Genomic DNA, 18,845 nt, shown 5'->3' on the forward strand with positions numbered 1-18,845 from the left:
GGTGGACACCGGATGATTCGAAAAACGCGGCAAACCGTCCGTAGCCAGAGGCTCAGGAAGTCGACCTGCTGAATCCAGCCAGTGCGGATCTTGCATCTTCGATCCGGCCCGGCACAAGCTTGTAGAAGGCCCAGTTCTTGATGCGCTTGGAAGTCACGATTCCGACTTTTGAGAGGTATTGCAGGTGATTGGTCACCGTTGGCTGGCTGAGGCCGATCTTGTCTGTGATGAAGCCGACGCAGACACCATCCTCCACCAAATCGCCGTCCCGCTGCTCGGGAAAATGCGATCGTGGATCCGATAACCAGTCCAGGATTGTGAGCCGATGTTCGTTTCCCAGGGCGCGCAGCAAGTCCGCCGTTGACGAGCGTGACGAATCCATATAGCCAAACCTCTATATAGCCTTGTGGCTATGTGATCTTGGTAGGGCATCATGGACAAGAACAAAAGGGCCGATCGCAGCGTCTCGGCGAAAGATGTTTTCAAGGCCGCGGAATGCATCGGCCCGCTGATCCGCAGCACCCCGCTGGAGCACGCCCCCGCGCTGTCGTCCGCTTCTGGTGCGAAGGTCCGGCTCAAACTCGAAAACCAGCAGGTCACCGGCAGCTTCAAGCTGCGCGGCGCGAGCAATGTCATTGCGAACCTGAGCGAAAGCCAGCGCGAAAGCGGTGTGATCGCACCGACCGCCGGCAATCACGGTCTGGCGCTTGCCCATGCCGGGCAGGCGGCGGGCGTGCCGGTGACGATCTGCCTGCCGGAAACGGCGGACCCGATGAAGATCGCGGCGATGAAGGCAAGCGGCGCGGCGATTGCATTTTTCCCCGACGTCGAAAAGGCACGGCAGGCGGCAACGGCGATGGCGGCAGAAACCGGCGCAACCTTCGTCTCGGCCTATAACAACCCCTTCATGATTGCCGGCGGCGGCACGGTCGGCCTCGAAATCCTGGCCGAGTGGATCGACGCCGAAGTCATTCTGGTCTGCCTTGGCGGCGGCGGACTCGCCTCCGGGATCGCGATGGTGGCGAAGGCGATCAATCCCGAAATCGAGATATGGGGCATACAGAGCGAGGCAAGCCCCACCTTCATTCGCTGGCGCGAGGCCGGCGTTCCGGTTGCCGTCGACCTGTCCACTTCCATTGCCGAGGGCATCAGCGGACCGATCGAGCCCGAAACCATGACATGGCCGATTGTGCGCGATCTGGTGGATCGGGTTCTGCCGGTATCGGATGCAGAGATCGCGGCGGCCATGGGCTGGATGCTCGATCATCATCGGCAGGTCGTCGAACCATCCGGCATCGCTGCCGTGGCCGGCATCGGCCGCTACGCGGCGCAACTTGCGGGCCGCAACGTCGTGGCAGTCGTGACGGGCGGCAACGTCTCTGGCCAGCGCTATCGCGCGCTGCTCTAAAATTTTGGTTTATCGCGTTTTCGCGAAACGGCATGGACAGCGAAAGGATAGGACGGGTGTCCGCAGACACGATCAGCATCTTGAACAGCCGCGTACTTTCCGACGATTGGGGCAAGCTTACGAAGTATGATTTCGACCTCCTGCGCCGCGACGGCAACCGCCAACGGCAGGCGCGGGAAGTCTACGATCGCGGCAACGGCGCCACGTGCCTGTTGCACGATCCCGTCAACGATACCGTTCTGCTGACGCGGCAATTCCGGTTGCCGGTCTACCTGAACGGTGGTGCTGCCGCGCTCGTCGAAACGCCGGCCGGATTGCTCGACGGTGCCGAAGCGGCCGAGCGGATGCGAGCGGAATTGATAGAAGAGACAGGCTATCGGATCGACAGGCTCACTCACCTGTACGACCTCTACATGAGCCCCGGATCGGTGACCGAGTATCTGGCCTTCTTCGTCGGCACCTATTCCGCTTCGGACCGGATGGGGCAGGGCGGCGGCAAGATCGAGGAAGGGGAGGACATCGAGGTGCTGCACGTGCCATTCGACGATGCCCTGCACATGATTGGTCGCGGCGAAATCTGCGATGCGAAGACTGTCGTCCTGCTCCAACACCTTGCCCTCACGCGCGCACCCAAGCCTGCGCAAGAATAGTCCTGCATATCGGAAACCCTGCAATTGATCAGAAACGCTGCAAATTCGGAGCACTACACGTGGGGTGCGGACTGCGATGGATGGATACTCGCACCGTCGCCGGAGATGATGGTCATCGAAGAACGCATGCCCTCCGGAACCGCCGAGACGCGGCATTTCCACACGCGTGCTCGCCAGTTCTTCTATGTCTTGGCGGGCGAACTGGTGATGGAGATCGAAGGGCAAAGGCACGTCTTGCCCGCCATGTCGGGCATAGAGGTAGTCCCAGGCAAGGTTCACCAGGCGCGCAACGACAGTTCGGCCGAAGTCCGCTTCCTCGTGACCTCAAGCCCTTCGACGCGCGGTGATCGGACGAATCTGAGCTGACCCCGGTTTGTCGTCTAAGTGGCGGCTCTCCCGGCGGCCGCTTCCTGTTGGGGGCTCAACCGGCTTCCACGATCGAATATTCCAGTCGCACGTCGTCGAGCAGTCGTTCGATCGCAGCGCGCTGCGTATCGGTGCCACCAAGCCTGACATCCCAATTGCAATGAGCATGCGTCTTCGTGTCGCGCACGATGACCTTGCCAAGCGCCCGCCGCCATGTCTGCGACGTGCCGCCTCTCTCCCGGATAAGGCGGGCGATAAGCAGAAGTTCGAGGTCGGATGCCGTCATGCCCATCGCTTAGCCGTTGTCGGTGGGTAATCAAGCAGAGCTTCGCACGTGGCTTGATGGATCAAAGGAAGGGTTCGAGGATCAGCCGCGGAGCGACAAAGCGCAAGTCTGATCTGATCGCACTGGGTGGCGTAGAACTCGAAGCCCCGATCCGGTCACAGGGCGATTTTGCGTTACCGGGCTTGCTGCGTCGATTTCACCGTGTTCCCGCGCAGCATGTCAGGGCGTGCGGCGGCGCAGAATGGGATTGCGCCGCCGCTCATTGTTTTTGCTTATACTTCGTTGCTCAATACGCCGCCGACAACGTCAGAAACCACTGACGAGGGGCAATGGGATAGGCCGAATAGCTGTTCGTGGCCGATCCGATCGAAAGCGTCGAAACACCCTTCTTGTCGGTGAGGTTGGTCACGTTGAGGGCAAGTTCCACCTTTTGCAGCGGCAAGACACCCTCAGGCACCCGTCCGGCGACGCGCAGCGAGGTGAGGAAGTAGGAAGAGACACTGGCATCGTTGGTGAATGTGGCGAACCGGCTACCGACGTAATCGCCGATCGCCTGGACTTCGATCGGGCCCACGTTCAGCGTTGCGACGGTCTTGTTCATCCACTTGGGCGTACCGGGCAACTGTTTGCCGCAAGTCGGCACGATACCGCCGGTGACAACGTAGCCGCCAATGCAGGTGTCCGTGGCCGCGCCAATGCCCAGTGCCGTGGAGGTATAGTCGTTCTGGTATTTGGAGAGATTGTAGGAGACGGCATTGTAGAGCGAGAAGGTCCGCCCGACGCTCAACGTGATGGCGGCGTCGACGCCATTGGTTTTCACGTCCCCGACGTTCACCAGCGTCGAGGTGCCGCCGGTGATGCCGCTTCCCGCAATGCCACCCGGGTTGGTGGGGATTGCCAGCAGGCGGTTGCTGAAGTCGACGTGGTAGTAGTTGATCTGCGCCTGGATCGCCAGGCCATTGGAAAACGTGCGGTTCGTGCGCAGGCCGGCCTCGTAAGTCCAGCTCGTCTCCGGTTTGCCCTCATCGGCGAAGGCGTCGAATGCCGCCTGGCTGCCAGTGAACCACGGGCCGCCTCCGCCGGCAAGATAGGCCTGATACTGACGCAGGTTCTTCTGGACGTTGAAGTAGACCTGCTCATGCCCGTTGAAGTCATAGGTCGCGCCGAACGCGGGCAGGAACCAGTTCCTGGTGTTGATCTTGCCTTCGGGGAGCGCCGTCGTGCCGCCCAGCGAGCCGACGCGCGGCTGTACCGGGTACCACCCGTTTGCCCACTGGGCGCTGGTCTTGACGCCGCCCTGGACGAGCAACTGGTCGGTCACCTGCCAGGTGTCCTGGATATGGAGCTGCAACTGCTTGATCCGCGCCTCGCCCTGATACTGGGTGAACAGCGGATCCATGACATCACGGGGGCGGACGTAGGGGGTGCTCAGCGAAGGATCGGAAACCGGCACGGCATACCAGCGGCGCCATTGCGTGGTGCTGTTGTGTTCGAACCAGCCGCCGAATTCGATCTTGTGGTTGGCCAGTTCGATGCTTGCTGCCGAGATCACGCCGACGCGATCGATGCGATATTCGGTGGTGCGGGTGATCATCCCGGAACCGCCGGTGGCAGCCACCAGTGCGGCACCCGAGGCAGCGGCCTGAGCCGCGGTCAGGGCCGTACAGGCGGACGGACGGATCCCGTTGCCATTGGCGGCAAAGCGGCAATTGGCAGGCAGGTTCGCATAGTTGGGATCGAGATAGGCCTGCGCCGTGGTGATCGACTGGCCGAGCGGTCCGGCGACGACGCCGGCGCCATCATTGTGGTGGTAGTAACCCGTGGTCGACCAGGTGATCTTGTCGGTCAGACGGGCATCGTAGCGCGCATAGCCGAGATAGTCGGTACGCTGCGCGTCGGAATAGTAATTGCGATAGTTGCTGCCTTCGGCTGCCGGCGTGTTCCCGAGCGGAGTCAGGTAGTCCGTGCGGTAACCATCGAAGTCGGGATAGAAGAACGGCTTGGTGTAAGGCGTATAGAGCTGCGCCGGGGTGGCGGTGCCGCCGGCGGACGGCTTGTAGAAGACAGTGGCGTCCTCGTTCGGCTGCGTCATGTCGTTATAGTCGAAATAGAGCGTCAGCTTGCCGGCATCGCTGTCGTGCACGAATTTCGCGTTGGCCTGCCAGCCCTTCTGGATACCGTTGAAGTCCCAGGCGCGGGCTCTTTGGCGTACGCCGGAGATATACGCCGAATTCCCGCCGCCGATGTCACCGCTATCGATGCGCACATACGTCCGCGATGTGCTGTAGCTGCCCACGGTCTGGGCGGCGCGGACGCCGAACTCTTTCTGCGGGTCGGAGGAGAAAGTCTCTACCGTACCGCCAAGGTTGCTGTTCGAAGGCGTTGCCAGGTCACCGGCGCCGGTGGCTACGACAACGCGCGCCACGTTCTCCGAAATGACGGCGCGCTGCGGCGAAAGGCCGTTGTAGTTGCCATAGCTTTGATCGCCCAGGGGGATGCCGTCCATGGTGTAGCCGAGCTGGTTGCTGGCAAACCCATGAATGAACATCTGCGCGTTCTGTTCGTTATTTCCCCAGGGATCGGCGGTGATGTAGAGGACGCCGGGCAGGGTCTGGATCGCCTTCAGGGGCGAAACGCCGGGCAGGATCTTCTGGATTTCGACGTCGGAGAGCGCCGTGGCCGATCGTGTCGATTTAGCGCCGGTGACGATGATCGAACCGTTGCCATCGACGGCATTGCTGTCCGCAGGAGTGGCTTCGTCGGCAGCGGCCTCGGCAGCCATCGCTTGCGTCGCGGAGCACAGAGTAAGCGCGGTGCCAGCGAGCATAGCCCAGCGCGCGGCCTTGGCCGCCGATCGAATTGCCGTCATGTGATTGCGTTCCCCAAACCTTGCGAGCGGTGCGTTCACCGTGCGGCACGGTCGGTAGCCAAGCACTGTGGCGGTTTGACTTAACTTTGATTGCGATTTGATTTCACAGGCAAAAGTCGTGAAATATTTCGTCGTGCGGCAGACAATCCGGCGCGATGGCGGCGAAGTCATGCCGGTTGCATAGGCACTTCAAGACGCGCGTTCCGGGAGAGCGAGCCAGCAAGGCCCGGATGCTTGATTATCAAAATTCCGAAATTTGCAAATAACCATTACCGTTTCGGCTATAACTCCCAAAATTCGGAAATGGTAAACCTCTTCACGCAATCCGGCGATTGGCTGCTGGATGACATCTGGAGGATTTATGACGCAGATCATGCAAGCAGCAGTGGCCGTGGCGCCTGGCGCAGCATTTGAAATCCGTACGCAACCGGTTCCGGTTCCTGGGCCTGGCGAAGTGCTGGTTCGTATCGCGGCAAGTGGTGTCAATCCGCTCGATACCAAAATCCATGATGCCGCCGCCGCGCACGCCCGTCATCCGCTTCCTGCCGTTCTGGGCCTCGATCTTGCCGGCACGGTGGAGGCTGTCGGCCCCGGCGTCGCGAGGTTTCAGGTCGGTGATGAAGTGTTTGGGATGGTTGGTGGCGTCGGCGGTATCCAGGGCACGTTGGCTGAATATGCCGCTGTCGATGCCGATCTTCTGGCTCACAAGCCTGCAAATCTCTCGATGCGGGAGGCGGCCGCACTGCCGCTCATATCCATCACGGCCTGGGAAGGGCTGGTCGACCGTATGCGTATCTCGCCCGGATCGACCGTTCTGATACAGGGTGGCGCCGGCGGCGTGGGCCATGTCGCGGTGCAGCTGGCTCGCAGCTTCGGCGCGTCGGTCTATGCGACCGGCAGCACCGAAAGCCGCGCGCTGATTGAACGGCTTGGCGCGACGTTTATCGATCGGCACGCGCCGATTGCCGATGCCGTCGCTGAACACACCGACGGCGAAGGGTTCGATTTCGTGTTCGATACGGCGGGCGGTGCCGCTCTCGACGCTTCGTTCGTCGCCGTGCGCGAGTTCGGCCATGTGGCCAGCGCCCTCGGTTGGGGCACGCATGCGCTTGCTCCGCTCTCTTTCAAGGGAGGCTCCTATTCCGGCGTGTTCACGCTGGCGCCCCTGCTGACGGGCCGCCGTCGCCAGGCGCACGGGGCCATCCTGGGGCGCGTTGCGGCTTTGGTGGAGGCTGGCAAGCTTCGTCCGGAACTGGTCGCGGAACATTATGACCTTGCAACAGTAGACGCCGCACATGCGGCCGTGCGCTTGGGCTCAACACGCGGCAAGGTCGTTGTCGACATCATCGCCTGAGATCTTTTTCCAAATATCCCGCCACTGCGCCCTGGGGCGTTGCGTGACCGTTCAACGGCCGCGCAACGCCCCAGGGCGTAAGCCGTATTTGCGAAGGAATGCGCGGCTGAAGGTCGCTTCGGACCGGTATCCCACGTCAGCAGCGATGATGGCGATGGGATCGTTTGATCTGGCCAGTCGCTGACGTGCAAGGCCAAGGCGCAGATCGGTCAGAAACTCCAGTGGCGCCATGCCGGCGGCGTCGCGAAATGCGCGAACCAGCGTCGCGCGGGACATCGCCGCGATTTGCACCAGGGCATCCAAAGTCCATTCCGTCGCCGGCCCGCGCAGCATCGCAAGCGCGACACGCCGCGTTGCCGGTCGTGCAAACAGGCGCATCGTCTGCGAATTTGTTCCTTCCGTGGCCAGGTGGGTACGGATTAGCATCACGAAGAGCGCACTACCGAGATCGGTCGCTATCGCGATTGCCCCCGGCGCTCCGCCATCCAGTTCGTCGCGGATGGCGGCGAGCAGAGTGTCCAGCAGAGTTCGATTGGGCCAGTCGTTGGCGCGCAGCACTATGGTGGGCGGCAAGATCCCCGTGACCAAGGCTTCGCTGGCGGCCTCGAATTCCAATCGCCCGCAGACAAGCTCTGTGTCGGCGGGCCCATCGACATTCGTCTTGAAGCGGATAGCGCTTCGATATTCCACCGCGATCCGGTTCGCGCCGCGTGCCCCGCCCAACCGGGCGCGCACGACATGGGCATCGCCGCGGGGCAGAAGCAGGATGTCGCCGGCGGCCATCACGATCGGGGGAACGCCGTCGCGTTCGATCGTGCACGTCCCGCGCAAGACGAGGTGGAATTGCGCCCAGCCTGCCGGGTCGGCGGCATGGGGGGCGGCCCAGTCCCCGCCGAAATGGCACAAGTCCTCCAGCATTGGCCGCACGCGGAGTAGCGGCGCCAGCGCGCTCAACGCATCTGCATCAAGCCGATCCGCCCCGGCCGTCGTCGATTGATCCGCGCGGCCATCGCGCTGCGCCGTGCGGCCATCCCGAAGGTTTGGGAACGGCTCTAAATCTCGCTCATCAACCAATGGAGGTCCATCCCATGCTCGACTGGAATACATATCGTAACGAACTCATCGCCGGTGTCGGCGATCTCGGCAAGCTCAGCCCCGAAACCGTACGCGGTTACATGGCACTGGGCGGTGCTGGCGCAAAGACCGGCCACCTTGACGAGCGCACCCGCGAACTGATTGCCTTGGCGGCCGCGGTTTCGCTGCGCTGCGATGGCTGTATCGCCGTGCATACCGCCGCCGCGCGTAAGCTGGGCATCAGCCGCGAGGAAATTGCCGAGGCACTCGGCGTCGCCATCAGCATCAATGCGGGTGCCGCGCTCGTCTATTCGGTCCGCACGCTGGACGCTTTCGGCACCGACGCCTGACGCTGTCGGTAGGAAAAGCGCCATGAACCAGACAATCAATCGGGGGCTGGGTGCAATTGCCCAGCCCCGCTCGGGGAATCTCGGCATCACCGCGATGAAGATCGCCATCGCTGTCATCTTCCTCTGGATCGGCGCGCTGAAATTCGTGCCTTACGAGGCGGATAGCATCACGCCCTTCGTCGCAAACAGTCCGGCGATGTCGTTCTTCTATGCGCATCCTGAAGACTACAAGTTGCACATGACCCATGAGGGAGAATTGAAGCCCGTGGAAAGGGCCTGGCAGCTTCGGAACGACACCTATGGCTTTTCGACGAGGCTAGGGATGGTCGAATTGCTTATCGGCGGACTTGTCATGGCCGGTCTCGTCTCGCGCCGGGCCGGATTCCTCGGGGCAGCGCTTGCGCTGGCGACGACATTCGTGACGCTTTCATTCCTTGTGACGACACCGGAAGCCTGGGTTCCGGCTTTGGGCGATGCGCAGCACGGATTCCCGTTCCTGTCTGGGGCCGGCAGACTGGTGCTCAAGGACGTGGCGATCATGGCCGGCGCGTGGCTGATCCTGGTCGACACCGCTCGAAAGCTACTGCCAGCCCCTGCAACTGGAATTACGGGCCCGCAAGATCGAAGTGCCGCGCGATGACGATCCTCAAGCCCTGGCAAGCAACTGGCGTAATCGGCCTGATGCGAAATCTATGAAGGTGCGCGTTTTGGCAGGGACCAACCCCTGCCCGGGATGCACAATGTGGACCGGGATCGGTGTCGTCTCGAATTTCTCGAGAACCACCTGCAACCGGCCTTCCCGGATAGCGGGCATCGCCTGGTAGGAAAGCACGCTGACCAGGCCGATCCCGGTTATCGCAGCGTCGATCGCAGCGTCGGTGCTAGTCACGGTCAGGCGTCTGCGGGCGGGCTGACGCTTCGCGTGGCTGTATCCGCCATCGCGGAAATTCCAGAACAAATCCGCGCCCGGCCCTTCATAAGCAATGCAGGGGTATTCCGGCAGCGCATCGGGCCGTTCGGGTTCGCCCAGTTGCGCAAGCAGTGAAGGGCTGGCGCATATCACCGGACGGACCTCTCCAATCCGCGTGGCCATCATCGTGCTGTCCGGCAAAGCGCCGATGCGGACCGCAACGTCGACATGCTCGTCGATCAGATGGGCATGTCGATCTGCCAGCACAAGGCGAATGTCGACTTGCGGATGAGCGGCAAGGAATTCGGCAATCACCGGAAGAACGTGCATACGCCCCAGCATCACCGGCGCGGTGACGACAAGTTCGCCGCGAGGTACCGCGTATTCACCCGCAGCGGCACGCTCGGCTTCGGCCAGTTGGTCGAGAGCGCTGCGCGCCGCGGTCACGAAACCGGCGCCGGCATCGGTGAGGCGGAGGCCGCGGGTAGAGCGAACAAGCAGCTTCGCGCCGAGATGTTCTTCGAGATCCGAAATCTTCCTGCTCACCGTGGGAAGCGGCATGTTCAACGCGCGGCCGGCCGCGGACATGCTGCCGCCGTCAACAGCTGCGAGCAGGGTTCTGATTGAATCCAGCCGATCCATGTGCGTGCCCTTTCGCGAAACCTTCGCTGCCAAGGCTAGAGGAAAATGCGGCAAACCAAAATCTTGGAGCCATCGATCCGATGCAGTGGGACGGGATTCGCGGGGGAAAGGCCGATAGCGGTTGCAGATGCGTATTCTGGCGGTCGTTGCGGCGCGATCGAAGTTGAGAATGGGGTGCTGGACGGGCGCGGCCTGGGTGGTTGGCAACATTGGGGCAGACCCAAACCGCGTGTCCCGAACATATGCCCGAACACATGAACGCGAAGGCTTCAGAACAGCGTGAGCAGCGGATTTCTTCCCGTGTGAAGAGAGATCGCGCTCAGAGCCCCAATTCCTCCAGTTCCGGGTGGTCTTGCGGTCGTGGACCGAGCGGCCAGCGAAGCAGCCGCTCGCTTTCCGCGATCGCCACATCGTTGATGCTTGCGATCCGGCGCGCCATCAGCCCGTCGGCGGCAAATTCCCAATTCTCGTTTCCATAGGAACGGAACCAATTCCCGCCGTCATCATGCCATTCGTAGGCAAAGCGCACCGCAATCCGGTTGCCGTCATGAACCCACAGGCCCTTCACCAGCCGATACTCATGCTCGCGCTGCCATTTGCCGGTGAGGAAGGCGACAATCGCGTCGCGTCCTTGCAGGAATTCCGAGCGGTTTCGCCACACGCTGTCCGGCGTATAGGCAAGCGCCACGCGCGATGGATCGCGGGTATTCCAGCCGTCTTCGGCGGCGCGCACTTTCTGGAGGGCGGACTCCTGGGTGAATGGCGGCAGCGGTGGTCGAGACATCGGGTCTGTCCTTTCAGCGTCAGGCAAAGGGCGTGGTCAATTCCAGACGGATGCCACCGGGGATGAATACCAGGAAGTGACGTGTCGACGATCCCGGGAGGATAGGGCTGGGCGCGACGTCGACAATGACCTCCGGATGGGCGCTTACCCTCTTCCATGCTTCTTCCAGGGCATCATTGTTCGCAACGGCCAGCGACAGATGATGCAGCCCGATATTGGCACGGCGATCGAAAGCGCGCGCGGTCATCGGATCGGCTGCGCGCCAGAGGGTCAGCAGCACCTTGCCGTCCGATACGAAGACCGAGGGATAGTCCGGCACGCCGCCGACAACCTCGAAGCCCAGCACATCGCAGAAGAAACTGCGCGCCTGCTCCAGATCGGGGACGGTCAGGCCCACGTGATGGACGCCGCAAGTCAGTTTATCGGTCATGATTGCATTCCTTCCAGTTCGGAGACGCGGGCGCGCAGCCGGGCAAGCTCGTCCAGCAGGGGGCGGGTGGCCAGCGCGATCTGCGCCTCGGTAAAGCGCGGAGTGATGTGTTGGGGGCAGTTCCAGTCGAACCCGACGATGTCGAACAGGAAGGCGCGCTCGGGCTCGGCATCGTAGTCCGACGCCATCAGCGCGGCGATGTCGGCCGGGTCGTTGCTGGTGCGGGCGTGGCCTATCATCTTGAGGCGGCGCCGGGCGGGATAGTCCATCAGGAACAGCGACACCCGATCGTCGGCGGCAAGGTTCGCGGTCGAAAGGTACTGCCGGTTGCCCCGATAGTCGGCAAATCCCAGGCGGTTTCCGGAAATCCGGCGCAGAAATCCGGCCGGGCCGCCGCGATGCTGGATATATGGCCAACCGTCCTCGCTGATGCTGGCCATGTAGAAACTGTCGCGCGCGGCGATGAAATCCAGTTCCCGTTCGGTGAGGACGTCCATCTCGCCCGCCTGGGCTTCCATCCGTGCGTAGGAAGAGCGCGATCCGACAGCTTCCTGCAAGGCGCGGGAGCCGGGACCGAACATGGTGTGGAGGAATGTCTGTGCCATGTCCGTGGATTTAATATATTGCCATTGGAATGATAATTCGCGCCGATCGGCGTTCACTATTACCGTTTGGAGAATAATGGACCGGTTCGAGACTTTGACCGCTTTCGTCACGGTTGCCGATCGGCGCGGTTTTGCGGCGGCGGCGCGGGCTCTGGGGGTTTCTCCACCCGTCGTTACCCGTGCCGTAGCGGCACTTGAACGGCACCTGGGCGTGACCTTGTTCCACCGATCGACCCGCGCGGTGTCGCTGACCGACGAAGGCGCGGCGTTTCTCGACCGTGCGCGCAGGATACTCGCCGATCTGCGCGAGGCGGAGCAGGTGGCCATGGGCGGTCGGTCCGCGCCGCGCGGTCAGCTTTACATCACTGCGCCGGTGATGTTCGGGCGGATGCATGTGATGCCGGTGGTCGGTGCGCTGCTGGCGCAGCATGATGGGCTGACTGCGCGCATGATGCTGTTGGACCGGAACGTGCGCATCATCGAAGAAGGGATCGACGTGGCCGTCCGGATCGGCGCGCTTGTGGACAGCGCGCTGCGCGTCGTGGCGATCGGATCGGTGCAGCAGACGATCGTGGCCAGTCCGGCCTATCTGGCGGACCGCGGCATTCCGCTGTCGCCGGGCGATCTGAAGGGCCACAACTGCATCGTGGGAAGCGGCGTGCGGGTGGGCAGCGTCTGGCCGTTCGGCGGGAAGGGCGATGCCGGGGTCGAAGTCGTCCCTCGACTGACCGTCAACACCGTCGATGCGGCGATCGAGGCGGCCGAAGGCGGGCTGGGGCTGGCCAATGTGCTGAGCTATCAGTCGGCCGAGGCCATTGCCGCCGGGCGTCTGGTCCGGGTGCTGGCAGACCATGCACCGCCGCCGATGCCGGTGAATCTGCTCTACGATGCCGGCCGCGCGGCGATGCCCTCTGTTCGCGCCTTCATCGACGCCATGCGCGAGCGGGCCAGGCAGAAAGCCTGGAACTGAGAGTGGATGAAAGCGTGCGACTTTGCGATGAACCGGGCGCCGGCGCCGCGTGGACCGATCGACACGGGGTGAGCGAAATCGCCGGCTCGGGCGTTTCGTCAGGGCAACGATCAAGGAGGATGCCATGACGATGACGATCGAGCAGATTTCGGAAAAGATGAAGGACATCGATTTCGCGATGCTCGCCACCCACACCGCCGGCGGTGCCATCGCGGCAAGGCCGATGAGCAACAATCGGGAGGTCGATTATGATGGGGAGGCCTGGTTCTTCGCCAACGATTCCGCGCTGATGGTGTCGGATATCGATGCCGATCCCCGCGTGACCCTGAGCTATCAGGGCAAGTCCGGTTTGCTGGGTATGCGGCCGTTCTTCCTGGCGGTGGAGGGCCGTGCGATGCTGGTGCGCGACAAGACCCGCTTTGCCGAGCACTGGACCAAAGGGCTGGAGCGCTGGTGGCCGCAAGGCATCGATACGCCCGGGATCGTGCTGATCCAGGTGGCTGGCGAGCGGGCGCATTACTGGGATGGCGAGGACGAGGGAGAGGTTGCCCTTCCCGGCGCCGGCGGATCGCTCGCCTGACCTTGCCGCGATCGGGAACCGCGCGCCAGTCGGTCGGTTGCCTATGGCGAAAGTTCGCGGGCAAGAAGGGCCGATCGCCGTTGTTGCCACGCCGGTAAGCAAGCTTCGGCCAATGGAGGCCGGGGCCGAACGAAAATCGCAGCAACGGGACAGCCAGCAGATAAGCTAGGGAGAGACCGATGAAGCTCTACTACTCACCGGGTGCCTGCAGCCTTGCCGACCATATCGCGCTTATCGAAGGCGGGTTGCCTTTCGAGGCGATCAATGTCGACCTGAAGGCGAAGACCACCGAAGACGGCGGCGATTTCAACGCGATCAATCCCAAGGGCTACGTGCCGGTTCTTGGGCTGGACGATGGGTCCGTGCTGACCGAGAACGTCGCGATCCTCAGCTATATCGCAGAGCAGGCGCGCGATCTTGGGCTTCCGGGCGAAATGGGCAAATTCAGGGTGCTGGAAGCACTCGCCTATATGTCCACGGAATTGCACAAGGGCTTCAAGCCGTTCTTCAGCGGTGCGTCCGAAGATGACAAGGCGCGGGCGCGAGAGGCGCTTTCCAGGCGTTTCGCGCTTTTCGACGACAGGCTTGCCAAGCAGCGCTTTGCGGTGGGCGACAGTTTCACCGTCGCGGACTGCTATCTCTTCGTGATGTTGCTGTGGGCCCAGACCAAGGCAGGGGTGGATCTGCCGCCCAACCTTTCCGCCTATTACGGACGGCTTTCCGCCCGGGAAGGCATTCGCAAGGCCTTGGCCGATGAAGGGCTGGGTTGAGCGGCGCTGATCCGCTGCCTTCTTCGGAACGATAGGTGGATAACGCTTCACCGGAAGCGCGGCAGGAACGGCAGCCGCTGGCGCGCTTCCGGTGAGCGTTATCCGATCCCCTTTGCCCGTTTACTCGGCTTCGGACATCAGGAGCGGGAGCAGTTCGTCCAGCCGCTCCAGCGTCGATGCCATGCCGGCTTCCATGCCCATGTCGATGGTCTTCTGCAGATCCTCCGGCGAAGCAAAGAGTACCACGGTCGTCACCAGCGTCCGGTCCGACACATCGGCGAAGGTCACTTTCCAGTTGGACCGCGGCATATCGGGATTGACCGTGCCGGTCTCGTCGCAGAACCCGTCCAGCGCGGTGTAGCCGTCGATCGGATCGATCTTCAGGTAGTCGAGCCGGCTCCAGAAAGCCTCACCATCCGGCATCACCATCGCATAGTGCCAATAGCCGCCGTCGCGAAAGTCCATGTGCGCGGTCCGGGTACTCAACGGCTTCGGCGCGAACCAGCGGTCCAGCAGTTCGCTGCGGGTGTGGCAATCCCACACGAGCTGGCGGGGCGCGGCAAATTCCCGCGATATGGTAAGCGTATGGTTCGCCCTGTCGGCGACGAATTCGAACTTCAGGTCAGGCTTCATCGTCTCTTCCCTCCATTTTCGTCAAAAGTTCGTCGAGATTGGCGTAGCGTTTCCGCCAGAGCAGATGCTGCTCGCGGAACCAGATTTCGGCAGAGATCAGGCTTTCCCGGTCGAGAGCGCACTCGCGCACCCGCCCGGTCTTCGTGGTGGTGACCAGACGCGATCGTTCCAGCACGCCGATGTGCTTCATGAACGATGGCAGCGCCATATCGAAAGGCTCTGCCAGTTCGCTGACGGTGGCCGGCGCTGCCGCCAGCCGACTGATGACCGCCCTGCGGGTAGGATCCCCAAGGGCGTGAAACACGGCATCCAGATCGAAGGATTGCTTAGCCATGTGGCTAAGTATAGCGTCGACCAATAGTTAGCGCAACGGCTAAGTTTTGCAGGGACAGACGCTTGCTGGGGCCGGCTGCATTCCAGCACAACCAGCGCAAGAATATCGCGATGGAACTTCGGCCACGCTCTTGATTTATATCGTAGTACGACATATATTTTCTGAAACGGGCAATCGTGGTGTGAAGCGATATGCCGAATGGAGAGGAGGGCGTAATGGCGTTGCTCCAAGTCTTGCTGGAAGCGATCTGGGTTGTCGGTGGAAGTCTGCTGGCAGCAATCCTGTTCAGCTGGGTGGCGTGGACCATTTTCAAGCAGTTCCATCACCCGGAACTCGGCGTTCCCATCTTGCTGGCGGCCGTGCTGCTGCTGTTCCACGAACACTTCGTGAGAGACAGCTTTCTACAGATGATGGCCTTTTATGCCGTGCTTGGCGAGGTTGGGTTGTGGCCGGCCGGGCGTGCATGGTTCCACGACCACTATCCTCGTGGTGTTGGCGGGAAGCGATAAGATGGAACACCGGGATGAGGATACGAGAGGGGATGGCACGCGTTATCCGGTGATCGTCGCCTGCATGGGAGAAGACCGCGCGCCCACTCTCACCGAACTTGCGCATATCGCCAAGCGGATTCGGCGGGAGGTTTACCCGATCGGCCTCACCGATCGGGTTCAGAAGCGCAGGATCGTTTTGAGCGCGCTGGTCGCGCTGGGGCAACGCGGCTGAACGTCCACTGTCGTGGTGGAGCGGGCGTCTTGCTTATCTGTCCTGAGATCGGATTTCGGTGTCCCGAAGCGATCAACGGTGACGCACCTCAACCTGTCCAGCGTGCCTAACGAGATACTGCGCGCGCGTTGAAAGGTTGCGGTTAGTTCACGTGGCTAATTCCCCCTCCTTGATTATAAGGAGGGCCATGCGAAACAGCGCGCACAGCACGAAGGAACGCCGGGAAGGCGTAGAGACAGACGGCACGGTGACGGCGGCGGGCGCGGATGCCCGCAACGTCATACCGTTCCCGTCGAAAACGGGGCGCGGGGGCAACGCGCTTGAGGAAGGGGGCGAGCGAAAGCGTCTCGATCTTGTGACAATCGTTGGCCTTACCGCATTGCTCTGGATGATGGTTGCCGCCGCCATTTGGGCGTGCGTTTCGTTGATCGACTGACGTTTGCCCCCGGCCTGGATCTCGCGTGCCGATCCGCATCGCGACGATGCCCGCGGAAAGAGCGCTTTTTACGCCGGAGACGGCAACGCCGAAACGAATGATCCGCCCCCCATCTCTTAACGGCGCCAAGGCTCGTCCGATTGCAGGTGCCGACCGAAGTCCCGCCGCTGCCACATGTTCAGGATCGACAGTGTGATCTTCAACTGTACGCGTGCCGTTTCATTCCGGGCGAAGACCGGATCGTAACGGTCGGCCACGGCGGCCGGATCCGGTATCTCTCTCAGGATGGCGGGCGGGGCGGTGGTCATGTGCAGGGCCGACATCATCACGTGCAATTCCAGATGCGTCGTGAGTTCGCGCCGATCGAGAAGGGGCCCCCCGGCGTGGGCATATTCGGCGATGAACAGGTCTAGCAGTTCGTCGAGGTGGCGATCGTGCGTTTCAAGTTCCGCAGCGCCGATGCAGCCCCAGATCGAGGCCGCCACCGACATCTGCCCGACACTGCCCCAATCGATCAGACCGGATTGGAGAGAGCCGTCCCGCGCGCGCCAGAACCAGGCGTTGTCGATGTTCGCGTTCATATGGCAGAGCGCGATCATCTCGGGCCGGGAATAGAGAAAGCGCCAGATGTCCTGCTGCTGCTGAGCCGCGAGCAGAGCCTCGGCGCAGAAGCGTTCCAGGAATGTGGGTTCGGCAATGTGTGCCGGCGCCAGATGGGGATAGTGCAGCAGGAATTCCGCGAGGCGGTTGATCCGCTTGGCGAGCAGGGCCGGATCGGACTGGGTTCGGCGCAAAATCAAGGTGTCGATATCGAGTGGGAACTGGCACTCCACAGCATCGCCAAGTCGCCCCGATCTATGCGCGCCGGACAGTCGCGCCAGGTTCGACACCAGGGCACGATAGTGCGCAAGCGGCTCTGGCAGGGCATGATCCATGCATTTGGGGTAGTGCGGCTCGATAGGATCCTGGCCGTAGGCGATGCGTTCGGTAATGATGATCCCGGTCAGCGTGTCCTGGTGGATGTCGGCGTAGAGGCATTTCGGCACCGCGACCGGGAAATCCGGAGCGCGGGACAAGTTCGCCAGGCGCACTTCGGGCGGCATGTGATAGCGGCCGCTGTCTCGTACCTTGTCCTCGAAATTGCGCGAGAACTTGACGAAGAGATCACGAGGTAAATCCGCCCCATCGCGCTGATAGGCAACCGACAGCAGCGCCTTTGTGCCGGTACCACCCAGCGTCCATTCCTCAAGGCCGGTGATCTGCGTGACGCTGTTATCCTCTTCCAGCACGCCGCTTGCGCGGAAAGCGCGCGTCAGGAATTCGGGACCACCGGCTTTCAGAGCGCCGGGGTGGGCGGGAGACGCGATGCCAAACGTATCGCCTTGCACCCAGTTCAGGATGGTCGTCTCGGTCATGACGCCGAGCTAACGCGGGTTGCGCGCGCGGCGCAACGGATCGTCGCCCGTGCGCCGCAGTCATCGCCACGCCGTCAAACACGGAACGGCGCGCCGGCAAGGTCGCCGCGAGCTATAGCGCGGGAACGAGCAGCGCCAGCATCTTGGGCTATATGACCGGCTGGCTGTTCGCACCGCATGGCGCCACCCAGGCCTACATCCTTGGCGGAGCGCTGGATGTGCTGGCTGGTCTGGCAGGGTGGCTGCTGTTCATCGCAATCAAGCCGCGATCAAGTTGATCGCCGGTCTGACGCGGCTGCGCAACAGCCCCCATGAAGGTCACCGGTCACCCAACCAGCGAATAGTCCATGGCTCGCAGGTCGGTGAGCAGGTCCGGGCCGCCGGGCTGCCAGTCCAGCACCTTGCGGGTCCAGGCGCTGGACGCCGGCATGTCGAGGCTGGCGAACATCGCGAACCAGCCAAAATGCGCGGCCGTTTCGTCCGGCTTCAGCGATACGAGCGGCAGGTTCAGCCCTGCTGCGACCACTTCGGCAATGGCGCGTGCGGACACGCCTTCCTCGGCCACGGCGTGGTAGCGGGCGCCCGGCGCGCCACGTTCCACGGCCGAGACGTAAAGCTTCGCCACGTCCAGCACATGGGCCGCCGGCCAGCGGTTCGCGCCTTCGCCAACATAAGCGACGACGCCCTTGTCGCGGGCGATGTCGATGTAAGGAGAGATCAGCCCCTGACGCACCGGGTCGTGCACCTGCGGCAGCCGCATGACCGAGACGTTTACGCCGCCATCGAGCAGGTCCTGTCCAGTCCGTTCCGACAGCATGCGGGGATTGGGATGGTTCAGATCAAGCGCATCCTCCCGCGCCAGTCCACCTCCGGGCAGTGAGCCCATGGCGGTGCCGGAGGTGATGAGAAGCGGGCGATCGGATCCCTTCAGCACGGCGCCGAGCGCGGCGATCACCCGCGCATCCTTCTCGCAATTGGCCACGAAGTTGGAAAAGTCATGATCGAATGCCGTGTGGATCACCGCATCGGCATCGGCCGCGCCTGCGGCAAGGCCCGCCGGATCTTCCAGCGAGCCGCGATGCACCTCGGCACCGGCGGCCAGCAACCAGTCGGTGCCCGGATCCGATCGGGTAAGGCCAATGACCTGGTGCCCGGCGGCCAGCAGTTCGGGCACGATGCGGGAACCGATGAAGCCGGTGGCGCCTGTCAGGAATACGCGCATGAATGAAAACTCCGATTGGGGAGTCGCTCTTTCG

At 62.6% G+C, this 18,845-nt stretch carries 25 protein-coding genes and 1 pseudogene; 14 read left to right on the plus strand and 12 right to left on the minus strand.

The window, feature by feature from the left end:
* Positions 1–52: 52 nt before the first annotated feature.
* Complete coding sequence (locus WBP06_RS19075; protein WP_395336178.1) at positions 53–382, minus strand: ArsR/SmtB family transcription factor; 330 nt, start codon at positions 380–382, stop codon at positions 53–55.
* Between the two features lie 51 nt (positions 383–433).
* On the opposite strand from WBP06_RS19075, the gene WBP06_RS19080 reads away from it, so the two are divergent.
* The 3 genes from WBP06_RS19080 to WBP06_RS19090 are packed head-to-tail and all read left to right on the plus strand — an operon-like array spanning position 434 to position 2,424.
* Positions 434–1,408, plus strand: a complete 975-nt coding sequence (locus tag WBP06_RS19080; RefSeq protein ID WP_395336180.1) for a threonine/serine dehydratase — start codon at positions 434–436, stop codon at positions 1,406–1,408.
* Between the two features lie 56 nt (positions 1,409–1,464).
* Complete coding sequence (locus tag WBP06_RS19085) at positions 1,465–2,058, plus strand: NUDIX domain-containing protein (RefSeq protein WP_395336182.1); 594 nt, start codon at positions 1,465–1,467, stop codon at positions 2,056–2,058.
* A gap of 24 nt (positions 2,059–2,082) precedes the next feature.
* Positions 2,083–2,424, plus strand: coding sequence for a cupin domain-containing protein (locus WBP06_RS19090; RefSeq protein ID WP_395336184.1), 342 nt, complete (start codon positions 2,083–2,085; stop codon positions 2,422–2,424).
* A 55-nt stretch (positions 2,425–2,479) separates the two neighbouring features.
* Here the strand turns inward: WBP06_RS19090 and WBP06_RS19095 are convergent, their stop codons facing one another.
* Together WBP06_RS19095 and WBP06_RS19100 are read right to left on the minus strand one after the other, a co-directional pair.
* Complete coding sequence (locus WBP06_RS19095; protein ID WP_395336186.1) at positions 2,480–2,710, minus strand: hypothetical protein; 231 nt, start codon at positions 2,708–2,710, stop codon at positions 2,480–2,482.
* Between the two features lie 286 nt (positions 2,711–2,996).
* Positions 2,997–5,579 carry a TonB-dependent receptor gene (locus WBP06_RS19100; protein ID WP_395336188.1) on the minus strand — a complete coding sequence of 861 codons (2,583 nt, stop codon included), beginning with the start codon at positions 5,577–5,579 and terminating at the stop codon, positions 2,997–2,999.
* A 373-nt stretch (positions 5,580–5,952) separates the two neighbouring features.
* Here WBP06_RS19100 and WBP06_RS19105 point away from each other — a divergent pair.
* Both WBP06_RS19105 and WBP06_RS19110 read left to right on the plus strand, forming a co-directional pair.
* Positions 5,953–6,231: pseudogene (locus WBP06_RS19105) on the plus strand (alcohol dehydrogenase catalytic domain-containing protein); the annotation flags it as partial.
* Between the two features lie 72 nt (positions 6,232–6,303).
* Complete coding sequence (locus WBP06_RS19110; RefSeq protein ID WP_395337519.1) at positions 6,304–6,933, plus strand: zinc-binding dehydrogenase; 630 nt, start codon at positions 6,304–6,306, stop codon at positions 6,931–6,933.
* Positions 6,934–6,984: 51 nt separating this feature from the next.
* Here the strand turns inward: WBP06_RS19110 and WBP06_RS19115 are convergent, their stop codons facing one another.
* Positions 6,985–7,887 carry an AraC family transcriptional regulator gene (locus WBP06_RS19115; protein WP_395336190.1) on the minus strand — a complete coding sequence of 301 codons (903 nt, stop codon included), beginning with the start codon at positions 7,885–7,887 and terminating at the stop codon, positions 6,985–6,987.
* A gap of 134 nt (positions 7,888–8,021) precedes the next feature.
* Here WBP06_RS19115 and WBP06_RS19120 point away from each other — a divergent pair, with 134 nt between their 5' ends.
* Together WBP06_RS19120 and rclC are read left to right on the plus strand one after the other, a co-directional pair.
* On the plus strand, positions 8,022–8,357 hold the full coding sequence (locus WBP06_RS19120) for a carboxymuconolactone decarboxylase family protein (RefSeq protein ID WP_395336192.1): 336 nt from the start codon (positions 8,022–8,024) through the stop codon (positions 8,355–8,357).
* Positions 8,358–8,379: 22 nt separating this feature from the next.
* Complete coding sequence (gene rclC, locus WBP06_RS19125) at positions 8,380–8,997, plus strand: reactive chlorine resistance membrane protein RclC (protein ID WP_395336194.1); 618 nt, start codon at positions 8,380–8,382, stop codon at positions 8,995–8,997.
* A gap of 6 nt (positions 8,998–9,003) precedes the next feature.
* Here the strand turns inward: rclC and WBP06_RS19130 are convergent, their stop codons facing one another.
* The 4 genes from WBP06_RS19130 to WBP06_RS19145 all read right to left on the minus strand — a co-directional run bounded on the left by WBP06_RS19130 (position 9,004) and on the right by WBP06_RS19145 (position 11,728).
* Positions 9,004–10,119 (minus strand): LysR family transcriptional regulator, encoded by a 1,116-nt coding sequence (locus WBP06_RS19130; protein WP_395336196.1) that lies wholly within the window; start codon positions 10,117–10,119, stop codon positions 9,004–9,006.
* Between the two features lie 109 nt (positions 10,120–10,228).
* The gene (locus WBP06_RS19135) at positions 10,229–10,693 is read right to left on the minus strand and encodes a DUF1348 family protein (RefSeq protein WP_395337520.1); all 465 of its coding nucleotides are present in this window, start codon (positions 10,691–10,693) and stop codon (positions 10,229–10,231) included.
* 19 nt (positions 10,694–10,712) lie between these two features.
* Positions 10,713–11,123 (minus strand): VOC family protein, encoded by a 411-nt coding sequence (locus WBP06_RS19140; RefSeq protein ID WP_395336198.1) that lies wholly within the window; start codon positions 11,121–11,123, stop codon positions 10,713–10,715.
* Complete coding sequence (locus tag WBP06_RS19145) at positions 11,120–11,728, minus strand: pyridoxamine 5'-phosphate oxidase family protein (RefSeq protein WP_395336200.1); 609 nt, start codon at positions 11,726–11,728, stop codon at positions 11,120–11,122. Before WBP06_RS19145 ends, WBP06_RS19140 begins: the two co-directional genes overlap by 4 nt.
* 76 nt (positions 11,729–11,804) lie before the next feature.
* Between WBP06_RS19145 and WBP06_RS19150 the strand changes: the two genes are divergently transcribed.
* From WBP06_RS19150 to WBP06_RS19160, 3 genes are all read left to right on the plus strand, one after another.
* Complete coding sequence (locus WBP06_RS19150) at positions 11,805–12,698, plus strand: LysR family transcriptional regulator (RefSeq protein WP_395336202.1); 894 nt, start codon at positions 11,805–11,807, stop codon at positions 12,696–12,698.
* 124 nt (positions 12,699–12,822) lie between these two features.
* Positions 12,823–13,278, plus strand: a complete 456-nt coding sequence (locus WBP06_RS19155) for a pyridoxamine 5'-phosphate oxidase family protein (protein ID WP_395336204.1) — start codon at positions 12,823–12,825, stop codon at positions 13,276–13,278.
* Positions 13,279–13,457: 179 nt separating this feature from the next.
* Positions 13,458–14,048, plus strand: a complete 591-nt coding sequence (locus WBP06_RS19160; protein ID WP_395336206.1) for a glutathione binding-like protein — start codon at positions 13,458–13,460, stop codon at positions 14,046–14,048.
* A gap of 120 nt (positions 14,049–14,168) precedes the next feature.
* Here the strand turns inward: WBP06_RS19160 and WBP06_RS19165 are convergent, their stop codons facing one another.
* Together WBP06_RS19165 and WBP06_RS19170 are read right to left on the minus strand one after the other, a co-directional pair.
* On the minus strand, positions 14,169–14,681 hold the full coding sequence (locus WBP06_RS19165) for an SRPBCC domain-containing protein (protein ID WP_395336208.1): 513 nt from the start codon (positions 14,679–14,681) through the stop codon (positions 14,169–14,171).
* Positions 14,671–15,015 (minus strand): ArsR/SmtB family transcription factor, encoded by a 345-nt coding sequence (locus WBP06_RS19170; RefSeq protein ID WP_395336211.1) that lies wholly within the window; start codon positions 15,013–15,015, stop codon positions 14,671–14,673. Before WBP06_RS19170 ends, WBP06_RS19165 begins: the two co-directional genes overlap by 11 nt.
* Positions 15,016–15,230: 215 nt before the next feature.
* On the opposite strand from WBP06_RS19170, the gene WBP06_RS19175 reads away from it, so the two are divergent.
* From WBP06_RS19175 to WBP06_RS19185, 3 genes are all read left to right on the plus strand, one after another.
* A complete protein-coding gene (locus WBP06_RS19175) occupies positions 15,231–15,524 on the plus strand; it encodes a hypothetical protein (RefSeq protein ID WP_395336214.1) in 294 nt (97 codons plus the stop codon).
* A 1-nt stretch (position 15,525) separates the two neighbouring features.
* A complete protein-coding gene (locus WBP06_RS19180; protein ID WP_395336216.1) occupies positions 15,526–15,738 on the plus strand; it encodes a hypothetical protein in 213 nt (70 codons plus the stop codon).
* A 187-nt stretch (positions 15,739–15,925) separates the two neighbouring features.
* Positions 15,926–16,174 carry a hypothetical protein gene (locus WBP06_RS19185; RefSeq protein ID WP_395336218.1) on the plus strand — a complete coding sequence of 83 codons (249 nt, stop codon included), beginning with the start codon at positions 15,926–15,928 and terminating at the stop codon, positions 16,172–16,174.
* A 116-nt stretch (positions 16,175–16,290) separates the two neighbouring features.
* Here WBP06_RS19185 and WBP06_RS19190 read toward each other — a convergent pair whose 3' ends face one another.
* On the minus strand, positions 16,291–17,589 hold the full coding sequence (locus WBP06_RS19190; protein WP_395336221.1) for a hypothetical protein: 1,299 nt from the start codon (positions 17,587–17,589) through the stop codon (positions 16,291–16,293).
* A 143-nt stretch (positions 17,590–17,732) separates the two neighbouring features.
* On the opposite strand from WBP06_RS19190, the gene WBP06_RS19195 reads away from it, so the two are divergent.
* The gene (locus WBP06_RS19195) at positions 17,733–17,867 is read left to right on the plus strand and encodes a hypothetical protein (protein WP_395336223.1); all 135 of its coding nucleotides are present in this window, start codon (positions 17,733–17,735) and stop codon (positions 17,865–17,867) included.
* Positions 17,868–17,914: 47 nt separating this feature from the next.
* On the opposite strand, the gene WBP06_RS19200 is transcribed toward WBP06_RS19195, so the two are convergent.
* Positions 17,915–18,811, minus strand: a complete 897-nt coding sequence (locus WBP06_RS19200; RefSeq protein WP_395336225.1) for an SDR family oxidoreductase — start codon at positions 18,809–18,811, stop codon at positions 17,915–17,917.
* Between the last annotated feature and the right edge of the window lie 34 nt (positions 18,812–18,845).

The organism is Novosphingobium mississippiense (assembly GCF_044029535.1).
GTDB lineage: Bacteria > Pseudomonadota > Alphaproteobacteria > Sphingomonadales > Sphingomonadaceae > Novosphingobium.

Bases quoted from the DNA above. Each gene is read 5' to 3' on its own strand.
- WBP06_RS19075 (WP_395336178.1), bottom strand. From the start codon at position 382: ATGGATTCGTCACGCTCGTCAACGGCGGACTTGCTGCGCGCCCTGGGA.
- WBP06_RS19080 (WP_395336180.1), top strand. From the start codon at position 434: ATGGACAAGAACAAAAGGGCCGATCGCAGCGTCTCGGCGAAAGATGTT.
- WBP06_RS19095 (WP_395336186.1), bottom strand. From the start codon at position 2,710: ATGACGGCATCCGACCTCGAACTTCTGCTTATCGCCCGCCTTATCCGG.
- WBP06_RS19100 (WP_395336188.1), bottom strand. From the start codon at position 5,579: ATGACGGCAATTCGATCGGCGGCCAAGGCCGCGCGCTGGGCTATGCTC.
- WBP06_RS19110 (WP_395337519.1), top strand. From the start codon at position 6,304: ATGCGGGAGGCGGCCGCACTGCCGCTCATATCCATCACGGCCTGGGAA.
- WBP06_RS19120 (WP_395336192.1), top strand. From the start codon at position 8,022: ATGCTCGACTGGAATACATATCGTAACGAACTCATCGCCGGTGTCGGC.
- rclC (WP_395336194.1), top strand. From the start codon at position 8,380: ATGAACCAGACAATCAATCGGGGGCTGGGTGCAATTGCCCAGCCCCGC.
- WBP06_RS19130 (WP_395336196.1), bottom strand. From the start codon at position 10,119: ATGTTGCCAACCACCCAGGCCGCGCCCGTCCAGCACCCCATTCTCAAC.
- WBP06_RS19135 (WP_395337520.1), bottom strand. From the start codon at position 10,693: ATGTCTCGACCACCGCTGCCGCCATTCACCCAGGAGTCCGCCCTCCAG.
- WBP06_RS19140 (WP_395336198.1), bottom strand. From the start codon at position 11,123: ATGACCGATAAACTGACTTGCGGCGTCCATCACGTGGGCCTGACCGTC.
- WBP06_RS19145 (WP_395336200.1), bottom strand. From the start codon at position 11,728: ATGGCACAGACATTCCTCCACACCATGTTCGGTCCCGGCTCCCGCGCC.
- WBP06_RS19150 (WP_395336202.1), top strand. From the start codon at position 11,805: ATGGACCGGTTCGAGACTTTGACCGCTTTCGTCACGGTTGCCGATCGG.
- WBP06_RS19155 (WP_395336204.1), top strand. From the start codon at position 12,823: ATGACGATGACGATCGAGCAGATTTCGGAAAAGATGAAGGACATCGAT.
- WBP06_RS19160 (WP_395336206.1), top strand. From the start codon at position 13,458: ATGAAGCTCTACTACTCACCGGGTGCCTGCAGCCTTGCCGACCATATC.
- WBP06_RS19165 (WP_395336208.1), bottom strand. From the start codon at position 14,681: ATGAAGCCTGACCTGAAGTTCGAATTCGTCGCCGACAGGGCGAACCAT.
- WBP06_RS19170 (WP_395336211.1), bottom strand. From the start codon at position 15,015: ATGGCTAAGCAATCCTTCGATCTGGATGCCGTGTTTCACGCCCTTGGG.
- WBP06_RS19175 (WP_395336214.1), top strand. From the start codon at position 15,231: ATGGCGTTGCTCCAAGTCTTGCTGGAAGCGATCTGGGTTGTCGGTGGA.
- WBP06_RS19180 (WP_395336216.1), top strand. From the start codon at position 15,526: ATGGAACACCGGGATGAGGATACGAGAGGGGATGGCACGCGTTATCCG.
- WBP06_RS19185 (WP_395336218.1), top strand. From the start codon at position 15,926: ATGCGAAACAGCGCGCACAGCACGAAGGAACGCCGGGAAGGCGTAGAG.
- WBP06_RS19190 (WP_395336221.1), bottom strand. From the start codon at position 17,589: ATGACCGAGACGACCATCCTGAACTGGGTGCAAGGCGATACGTTTGGC.
- WBP06_RS19200 (WP_395336225.1), bottom strand. From the start codon at position 18,811: ATGCGCGTATTCCTGACAGGCGCCACCGGCTTCATCGGTTCCCGCATC.